Source organism: Dietzia cinnamea NBRC 102147, assembly GCF_001571065.1.
GTDB classification, from domain to species: domain Bacteria; phylum Actinomycetota; class Actinomycetes; order Mycobacteriales; family Mycobacteriaceae; genus Dietzia; species Dietzia cinnamea.
The window spans coordinates 1-7,831 of the sequence record NZ_BCSW01000079.1 but is presented as its reverse complement, the minus strand read 5'-3'; the positions used below and the strand labels follow the sequence as shown (position 1 = coordinate 7,831).

General features: G+C 59.5%; 10 protein-coding genes and 1 riboswitch. Of the genes, 4 read left to right on the top strand and 6 right to left on the bottom strand.

Translation table 11 applies throughout. The features are described 5' to 3' along the window. Positions 1–6 precede the first annotated feature (6 nt). Both DCI01S_RS15440 and DCI01S_RS15435 read right to left on the bottom strand, forming a co-directional pair. Entirely contained in the window at positions 7–450 is a 444-nt protein-coding gene (locus DCI01S_RS15440) for a hypothetical protein (RefSeq protein ID WP_141763926.1), read from the bottom strand. Between the two features lie 62 nt (positions 451–512). Then, entirely contained in the window at positions 513–1,073 is a 561-nt protein-coding gene (locus tag DCI01S_RS15435) for a DNA-binding protein (protein ID WP_061230045.1), read from the bottom strand. Between the two features lie 204 nt (positions 1,074–1,277). Between DCI01S_RS15435 and DCI01S_RS15430 the strand changes: the two genes are divergently transcribed. The 4 genes from DCI01S_RS15430 to DCI01S_RS17365 all read left to right on the top strand — a co-directional run bounded on the left by DCI01S_RS15430 (position 1,278) and on the right by DCI01S_RS17365 (position 5,714). Further along, the gene (locus tag DCI01S_RS15430; RefSeq protein WP_141764133.1) at positions 1,278–1,577 is read left to right on the top strand and encodes a hypothetical protein; all 300 of its coding nucleotides are present in this window, start codon (positions 1,278–1,280) and stop codon (positions 1,575–1,577) included. 62 nt (positions 1,578–1,639) lie between these two features. Continuing rightward, a complete protein-coding gene (locus tag DCI01S_RS15425) occupies positions 1,640–2,356 on the top strand; it encodes a DUF3800 domain-containing protein (protein WP_061230043.1) in 717 nt (238 codons plus the stop codon). Positions 2,357–2,595: 239 nt separating this feature from the next. After that, positions 2,596–2,782, top strand: a riboswitch (cobalamin riboswitch). 600 nt (positions 2,783–3,382) lie between these two features. Then, positions 3,383–4,462 (top strand): ThiF family adenylyltransferase, encoded by a 1,080-nt coding sequence (locus tag DCI01S_RS18220; protein ID WP_082767869.1) that lies wholly within the window; start codon positions 3,383–3,385, stop codon positions 4,460–4,462. A 364-nt stretch (positions 4,463–4,826) separates the two neighbouring features. After that, complete coding sequence (locus DCI01S_RS17365) at positions 4,827–5,714, top strand: MFS transporter (protein WP_156482631.1); 888 nt, start codon at positions 4,827–4,829, stop codon at positions 5,712–5,714. Here the strand turns inward: DCI01S_RS17365 and DCI01S_RS18215 are convergent. The 4 genes from DCI01S_RS18215 to DCI01S_RS15410 all read right to left on the bottom strand — a co-directional run. Beyond that, positions 5,685–6,233 (bottom strand): GNAT family N-acetyltransferase, encoded by a 549-nt coding sequence (locus DCI01S_RS18215; RefSeq protein ID WP_082767871.1) that lies wholly within the window; start codon positions 6,231–6,233, stop codon positions 5,685–5,687. The genes DCI01S_RS17365 and DCI01S_RS18215 overlap by 30 nt on opposite strands. A 438-nt stretch (positions 6,234–6,671) precedes the next feature. Beyond that, on the bottom strand, positions 6,672–6,914 hold the full coding sequence (locus DCI01S_RS15420) for a hypothetical protein (RefSeq protein ID WP_061230042.1): 243 nt from the start codon (positions 6,912–6,914) through the stop codon (positions 6,672–6,674). Between the two features lie 6 nt (positions 6,915–6,920). Continuing rightward, positions 6,921–7,199: a putative quinol monooxygenase gene (locus DCI01S_RS15415; protein ID WP_061230041.1), complete on the bottom strand. Its 279-nt coding sequence runs from the start codon at positions 7,197–7,199 to the stop codon at positions 6,921–6,923. Between the two features lie 68 nt (positions 7,200–7,267). Continuing rightward, the coding region (locus tag DCI01S_RS15410; RefSeq protein WP_156482630.1) for a recombinase family protein at positions 7,268–7,831 on the bottom strand (564 nt) is incomplete at its 5' end.

Sequence of the window (7,831 nt, the reverse complement as noted above, 5' to 3'; positions counted from 1 at the left end):
CTATTTTCACCCAGCGATCCGCAGATCCCCGTGAATCACCGGGGTTAGAGCGTGTGTTGAGAGAGAACTGGAGTCTACGATGTTGCCGTTGGCATCAAAGGTGAGGTCACTGTAGGTGGCGTGAGCGATCTGATTCGCTGCCCTTGCGGTCACTCCAATGAGTTGGAGCGTGTCGCGCGTATCACTCGGACCGGAGCCACCGTAGCCGACATTGAAGCGCGAGGGATCGAGGCCAAACCACTCGCCACTATGGCACTCGACGACGATATTTGGCCTACTGGAGTCCAAGCGCTCCGGGTGCAGATGTGACCCGTACAGCACAGCGGAGTAGTCGTCGCTGGCAACGATCCGACGCAATCCCCCGCGGGCCTCGACGATCCGCTGTGCGTTCTCCTTCACCAGCATCCGCAGTGGCGTCCTGTCGTTAGCCGGCACGAAGTTTCGCTTCATCTCACTCCTCCTGCCTTGGCGCGCCCATCAAGCATGACTGACAGCTCAGACATACCGGCCCCTCACGATGGGTCCTCGCGGTCGTCTCGCCCGCGCAGCGAGTCGAGGACTTCTCGCAGTGTGTCGGAGGCGGCTTCGGCGCGGTGCCGGGCGCGGTCGGCTTCGTCCGCACGCACGCGAGCATTCTCGGCCTCTTTCCGGGCTTCGGCGAGCCGATCCCGGGTCGCAGCAAGGTCACCACGGACCTGCTCGAACGCCCGGACGGCATTGTCACGGGCGACGACCGCCTCATCCTTGTCGGCGCCGGCCTGCTCGGCGGCGGCGAGGGCGTCAGCTTCGCCGGCCCGGGCGGCATCAAGGGCCACGGCGGCGGCCTCGTCGGCCTGCTCGGCCGCGTGCGTCCACGCGGCAGCCCACACCGACTGCACCATCGCCGCCATGGACTCCGAAAAGTCCGGGGCCTCCGGCACATCCCCCGCCGTCGCGGACGCGTGCTCACGCATCCACGCCGCCACCTCGCCGATCCGCACCCCCGCCTCGCGCTGCACGGCCCGGACGGTGATCTTGTCGCCGCGCGCGACCAGCGTGCCGTAGGCGTGGGCGATCTTCTCCGACGTCGCCATCGTGGCGCCTCCCTCAACGTGGGTAACGAGTAACCGGCAACTGACTACGTTACCCGTGTTTCCCAGAATAGTCGATGCCCGCGTCCCTGTCGAGGATCGAGCGCTGACCACGACGGCGCCGCCGGGCTTCCGCCTTCGAGGACGGCGGGCGCGGCATGACTCGGGTTTATGGTCTGCACGTACACCTCGAGACAGGAGTTGACGATGGAAGATGTCGGACGAGTGGTAATCGTGACGGCGGCGATCATGTGTGTGCTGATCGGCGCTGTGGGCTGGAGCGCCCGGGGGTGGGCCTGGGCAGCCCTTCGAGCCAAGCCGCGCCGCGACGTATTGCGCGTCGCCGAGGCCGGCAGTGCACTGGCGCTCGCGTGCGGGGTCGGGCTTGTACTGCTCTCGTGGACGTCACTTCTCGACCTCGGGGAAGCGCTCCTGGGGGCCGTCGCCTGGGCGACCGTCTACGTCTCGACGATCGGCGCGAAACAAGCGCTGGACAAGATGGCATAGGGACAGGCCCAGTCGATGCGACCGAGCCTGTCCTGTCTGGTCCGCCAGAGGCGAGTGCGACCATGGACCACGTGCTGATCGCCTACGTCGACGAGTCCTACGACCAGGAGCTCTACTACATCGGGGCGGCGATAGCCGAGTACGACCGGTGGGAACAGTTACACCAGCTCTACGCCCACATCACAGAGCGAACGTCCGCACAGCACGGGACCAAGCTCGCCGCAGAGTTCCACGGACACGAGATCATGGGCGGGGCAGGAGACTGGGCCGCCCTTCGCGGCAAACATCGCGAGGCCGCGGGCCTCTACACCGCCGTCCTACGGGCTGCTCAACACGCTGGCGTCCGCTACCTCTTCGAAGGCGTCGACGTCAGACGCCTCAACGCCCGCTACCGGTACCCGCAACAACCACACACCGTGGTGTTCAGGCACCTCCTCGAACAGATCGACAACTACACCGCCCGGCACGGCGCAGGCGAGCAAGCGATCATCATCGCCGACGAGATCGCCACCAGCGCAGAACACCAAGACCAGTTCAGCGCCTACCAAGACTTCGGCACCGGCGGCTACCGCCCCAGTCGCCTGAAAAACATCTCCGCACCCATCAACTTCGCCGACTCCAGGCACACACCCGGCCTGCAAGCCGCGGACATGGCCGTCTACATCCACCACCGTGCGCAAGCAGTCCGTACCCAACACCCTCGAGCCCAGGCCGTCACCGACAGGCTCGCTGGGCTCATCTACCAGGACACTCACCGTCAACGGACCTGGAGACCCTGACATAAACGAGGGCCCCCTCGCGGGAGCCCTCGGCTGGCAACGTTCCGGTATCCGGCCCGTTGTGCCCTCAGTCTACGCCATCACCGCCAAGCACACATCTCATATAACGTGCGGAGTCGTTCGCTTCGTCGTCTGAGCGGTCCGGCACTCACGAAGTCCAGACGTTGAGCAGTGAATGTTGTGTCTCAGTTCCTCACCGGGACACGCGGTTTCCCACCACACCACCAAGCCCGCATGGTACTGTGCGGCCCGAGAGCGGTCATCCACGCCCAGCGCGGATTTCAGGGAACCCGGTGAGAGGCCGGGACTGGTGCGCAACGGTATGGGAGAGATAGTTCTGGCACACATTCTCGGGCCCCAAGAGGTCGCGGAGATGCCTGGACAATCACTACCGAGTCCGATACCTGACGCTCTCGCGTCTGCTCAACGTGTACCTCGCACACAGGTACCTGAACGGAAAGGCACGGACGTGAATCTTGCGTTGGTTCCTGCACGAATCCGAGTGCAGCCCCCTTGGAGGGCCAGGCTCGCCTCATATCGAATCCAGCGGTGGCCCTACTAAGCTTTCGCCGCACGTCGTCTTGACGCGCGAGTTGTTTCGATCGATCGCCACTACTCACCTTCGTCCCACACGGCGTGAACAAAGCTCGCCGCCCGCCTCTCGCTAGCGCGCGCGTTCGCACTCCGAGCGACCCGAGGGAATGCGCTAGTGAGCGCGCAGGACCTGATGTGCGATCTCCACACATAGGCGGACGGGCACTACTCGAGCCAGCTAGATCATGCGTAAAAGCAGACTGCCTACTGAATGCTGCCCTAAATCCGGACAATGCCATGTACATTTCAACAATGTCTCTATTGACACCCACTTACGGATATGACTACCGTGACGGCAGTCCAACACGAAAGGAGATGGAAATGAACTTCGACCACCACAATTGATGTAGACGTGCCGATGCTCGACGCCCTTTCGGCGTCGAGCATCGGCATTGCCATTCCAAATAAAGCCCCCGTCTAACAAAAGGCAGCATGTCCATCAGTTCAGATACACACCCTAATGTCGAGAACAAACTACTAACGTTAGCTCCATACGTATCTTGGGGTTGGATTGGTGCCGATCTTTACGTATGCGGGGGAACGAAACAACAAGTTATACCTGGCACATTGCCACCAACTCTAACTGCTGCCGCGGTAGGAGTTCTTGAGTCTCTTCGTTCGGGTGGCCTATCGAAGGCGCAGCTCACCAATGCCCTACGAAACACAGATGGGACCGAGACTGAGAAGCGGGACGTTATCGGAATCCTCACATCTGCGCACCTGACAATGACCGAAGACCGGGATCCTTCAGACCGCTACGACCGACCAAAACTCTACTACAATTACGCTGGTGGCAATCCTAGCGAAACGCAAGAACGAATCTCCGCCGCGCACGTAGCAATAATAGGATGCGGAGGGATAGGCAATATCCTGTCCTCGGCGTTAGTGAGTTCTGGTATCGGGTATATTACCCTAATCGACTGTGACACTATCGAAGAGTCAAATCTAACTCGCCAAATAATGTTTCGAGAAGCCGATGTTGGACTCCCAAAAATCGATGTGTTGGCGCGGGAGCTTCGTAATCTCAATAGCGTCACGGAAGTGCGAGTTATTCACGCAGATATCACTGACGAGGACGTCCTTGCGGAAGCATTGCCGCATTGTGACTTCGCGGCATTGAGCGCGGATTCTCCGCCGCAGATAATTGAATGGCTAGACCGAATTGCTCTTCGTCGAGGGCTCCCCTATCTTCCAGTCGGTTACGTTTGCGACATGCCGGTAATCGGCCCCATGGTGGTGCCCGCACTCGGGTCGCCTGGATGGAATAGCGGCAGTTCATTCATCGCAAAGCAGTCTTCGACTGAGCATGTGGATCGCAGTGAACACGCACCTCCCGCCCCTAAAGCTAAGACGCAAGCGCCGAGCCACGCTTGGACCAATCTCGTCGCATCTGGACTGGCGGTCGACGACATACTGTGCTATCTAGGCGGTTTCGCCACGCCCGTAAGCCTCAATCGCCGAATTGGATTAAATAAGACTGGTCTATACTTTGAAACACAACAGTTCGACTAGAACAGCAGATTTGCGAACCTCGCGTCATAGAAGGCAGCTGTCTAATGGGGCGTCGGCTCGGGTTGTTCTGTACGTGAGCGCCGCCTTTGGGGCAGCTCGAATGTTCATCGGCGCGACAAGTGCGCTCTACCTTGTAAGCAAGGGGGTGCAGCCGGAGCATGTATTCTATCTGAAGGCCTTCCAAGCGGGCACAATGCTAGTAATCCAAGTCCCGCTCGGTTGGATATCTGATCGAGTTAGTCGACGATGGCCAATAGCAATCGCAATTATCCTGGGCGCATTATGGTTACTCCTGACTGCCGTTTCTACTAATATTCCAACCTTGTACGTTGCGGAGTTATGCAATGCATTATCGTTGGCGCTGATGGCGGGCGCTTTGCACGCGGAGTTTGTCGACAGATCGATTGCCCATCATAAAGACAATAACCGAAATGAATCAGATAATCTGGCGCAAGATATCAGCCGTTTAAATAACTTTGAGTTCCGAGCAATGGCTGTATCTGCCGGCCTTGGCGGATTGATTTACGGCATTGCACCCACTACAACGTGGTTGATTGCCTCTGCGGCTTGCCTGGTTATTTTCACGTCATACGTATGGTACTCAGCTAAGTTCCCACCTTTGCCTGAGGCAGAGGCGGATGGAACGGTACGTACATTGCGCTTGATGATTAGGACGCTCAGGGATTCACATCGCGGCGTCCTGGCACCATTGCTCGTTGGCGGAATTTTATACGCCGGATTCCAGATTGCAATCCAGTACTGGCAACTGGCCATCAATCGTTCCGGGCCCGTACTGTCGTCAGAGTTTGCGACGGGTATTGTGTTCGGTCTTATTTTCGTGATTATTCTGGTAGTCCAATCCGGAATTAGCGGACTGCTTAGCTCATTCGATCGGAAACGTTGGCTGTTGCCAGTAGCAATAGCTGTGCCGCCCCTCTTGTGGTTCGCTATTCTCTATTTGCCATTGTGGCCAGTTCAGGCTGCAGCTACTGTCCTATATTTCTGGATCTACCGAGCGGCATTCGTTTACTACGATGTGATTATGAATAAAGGTGTTGCAGAGGGAACTCGTGCGACCGTGTTGGCGACGAGGGCGACATCTGGACGATTGATTGCTCTAGCTTGTGCACCAATTGTGTCGTCTGCGGTCGCCGTGATGGGGCCAGCTGGCGCCGTACTCGTGGTTAGCGCGCTATCGGTCCTTGCGGGATTACTCGCGCTGCTAAACCCTGAAACGACTAGATCCAATTGAATCACCGGGGCAATGGTGGGAGTTCGCTGAAATCCAGTAACGACATGTGCTTCTACCTTCGGTAGTACTGATTCTTTCGAGCTGGCCCCCACAGGTCTCAATTACGGCTCGCGATGCGCTGTTGTTCTTGTCACACGTCACTAGTATTTGTTCTACCCCGATAGTTCGCAGCCGTGCGATGGACTGGCGTAGGATTTCGGTAGCGTATCCACGCCGACGGTGTTCCGGTGCCACGGCGTACCCCACATGTCCGCCGAATGTGAGGAGATAGTCGTTGAGCTGATGGCGAATCGATACGCGCCCGATCGGGACCCCGTTAACTTCAGCGACGAGAAACTCGGCTCTAACGCGACCCGGCGGAAGTTCAATTCCGGATGCCTCTCGATCGACTCTTTCAAGAAACTCGTCCCAGGTTCCCTCCATCGGTAGGAAGGTAAAGTCATCTCGACGCAGTTGTTCGTGAATGCGTCGTAGTGTTACTTCGTCACGGTATTGTGGTGGTCGCAGCAGTAAAGCCATGCAACCGATCATCTCACGATTGGGGCGAAGTCGCAGTGTTCAGAGAGGACACACTCGGGCCACGAGGCACCCACACTGAGTCGATGGACACCAGTTTCTTCTATGAGGATCTCGCTCAGCTCCAACTTCTCACTTGACACCGTGCTCAACGGACAGAACTAGGCCGGCTCCCGAAGAGGGCCCGTTCCATCAGTCTTCTTCGCCAACGGAAGCCGCGACAACCCGCCAAACGATGCCGAGAGTCCTACCCGCCTCTCGCTACGAGGGACGCCGATGCATCGGTATGGCGCTCGCTCTCTCATTTCCTTGGTTGTGGGACGGTCGCCAGTCCATTCACTTACCCGCCCGCCCATTGCACGCTCGATGGCGTCTTTCCATGAGTACTGTTTGGCGGTCCGACACGGGATCCAGCCCTCGTAACTCCTGATGGCGCGATACTTAACGTGAGGTTGCCCGTCTCGCGCCGACTGTTCGGTACAGCGCCCAGACGATCAGCCCCACGACTGGCAGCAGGAACGCCACCATGAACCACAGAAACGTTTCGGGCCACGACGCTCCCCGACGCCGTTCCGTGACGGCGATCGCGATCGGGATTAGCAGCCACACCAAGACGACGAGTAGCCACACGATGTCGTAGGCCAGCGGGATCACCGCGGCCGTGCCGGCTTCTGCGACAGTCATATCGAGTCAGATCCCCGTGATGGAGTAGTCGCGCTCAATGTTTGCGGTGGCTGCCCCCCACGCACTGCCTTGAACTCGGTCCTGATGCCTGCGGAACGAGGCGGCGTCGTCAAAGACCTCCTCGACGCGCCACACCAGACGATCCTCGGTTGGGGTCACAGTAAACGACCTGCAGCCCTGCTCAGCTCGCGTCAGCTCGATGTGACGCAGTAGATGATCGGCGACCAGAGCGGCTTCGCGCTCGTCGCGACACACCAGTCGGCCCTTCAGATGAACTTCGGTCACCGCCCCAGTATCGGCCACTCCCTCGCCCGCAGGGCCCTGAACAGTGCAACGAGACCGCTCATCGGCGGTCACGGCGTGTGAGGCTGGAGGGCGCGGTACAGCGTGGAGCGCCCGACTCCGAGATCGCGGGCGATCGCCGATGGCCCCTCCCCCGCTTCGACGCGGGCGCGGGCCTTGTCGATCTGCTCGTCGGTCAGGACGCGTTTGCGTCCTTTGTACTTGCCCTTTGCCTTAGCGATGGCGATCCCCTCGGCCTGGCGTTCGCGAATGATGGCCCGTTCAAACTCAGCGAACGCCCCGAGCAGCGAGAGCATCAAATCTGCTCGAGGATCCTGGGCACCGGCGGCGTAGACGGCCCGCTCGTGGACGAATTCAACGCTCGCGCCCTTGGCTGTAATCTCACCAACGATCTGCTTGAGGTCGACCAGAGACCGGGCGAGTCGGTCCATCGACGCGACAACCAGCTCGTCACCATCGCGCAGGTACCTGATGCACTCGGCGAGCTTCACCCGATCAGCACGAGAGCGAGCCGACTGCTTCTCCACGTAGACCTGATCGCACTCCCCAACCGCCTCGAGCTGACGCGCCTCATTCTGATCCGCGGCCGACACCCGCACGTACGCCACCCGCTT

What these genes read in the sequence shown, in the direction of transcription:
- DCI01S_RS18215 (WP_082767871.1), bottom strand. Translation starts at nt 6,233, where the DNA reads ATGGCTTTACTGCTGCGACCACCACAATACCGTGACGAAGTAACACTA.
- DCI01S_RS15420 (WP_061230042.1), bottom strand. Translation starts at nt 6,914, where the DNA reads ATGACTGTCGCAGAAGCCGGCACGGCCGCGGTGATCCCGCTGGCCTAC.
- DCI01S_RS15425 (WP_061230043.1), top strand. Translation starts at nt 1,640, where the DNA reads ATGGACCACGTGCTGATCGCCTACGTCGACGAGTCCTACGACCAGGAG.
- DCI01S_RS17365 (WP_156482631.1), top strand. Translation starts at nt 4,827, where the DNA reads ATGGCGGGCGCTTTGCACGCGGAGTTTGTCGACAGATCGATTGCCCAT.
- DCI01S_RS15430 (WP_141764133.1), top strand. Translation starts at nt 1,278, where the DNA reads ATGGAAGATGTCGGACGAGTGGTAATCGTGACGGCGGCGATCATGTGT.
- DCI01S_RS15435 (WP_061230045.1), bottom strand. Translation starts at nt 1,073, where the DNA reads ATGGCGACGTCGGAGAAGATCGCCCACGCCTACGGCACGCTGGTCGCG.
- DCI01S_RS15440 (WP_141763926.1), bottom strand. Translation starts at nt 450, where the DNA reads ATGAAGCGAAACTTCGTGCCGGCTAACGACAGGACGCCACTGCGGATG.
- DCI01S_RS18220 (WP_082767869.1), top strand. Translation starts at nt 3,383, where the DNA reads ATGTCCATCAGTTCAGATACACACCCTAATGTCGAGAACAAACTACTA.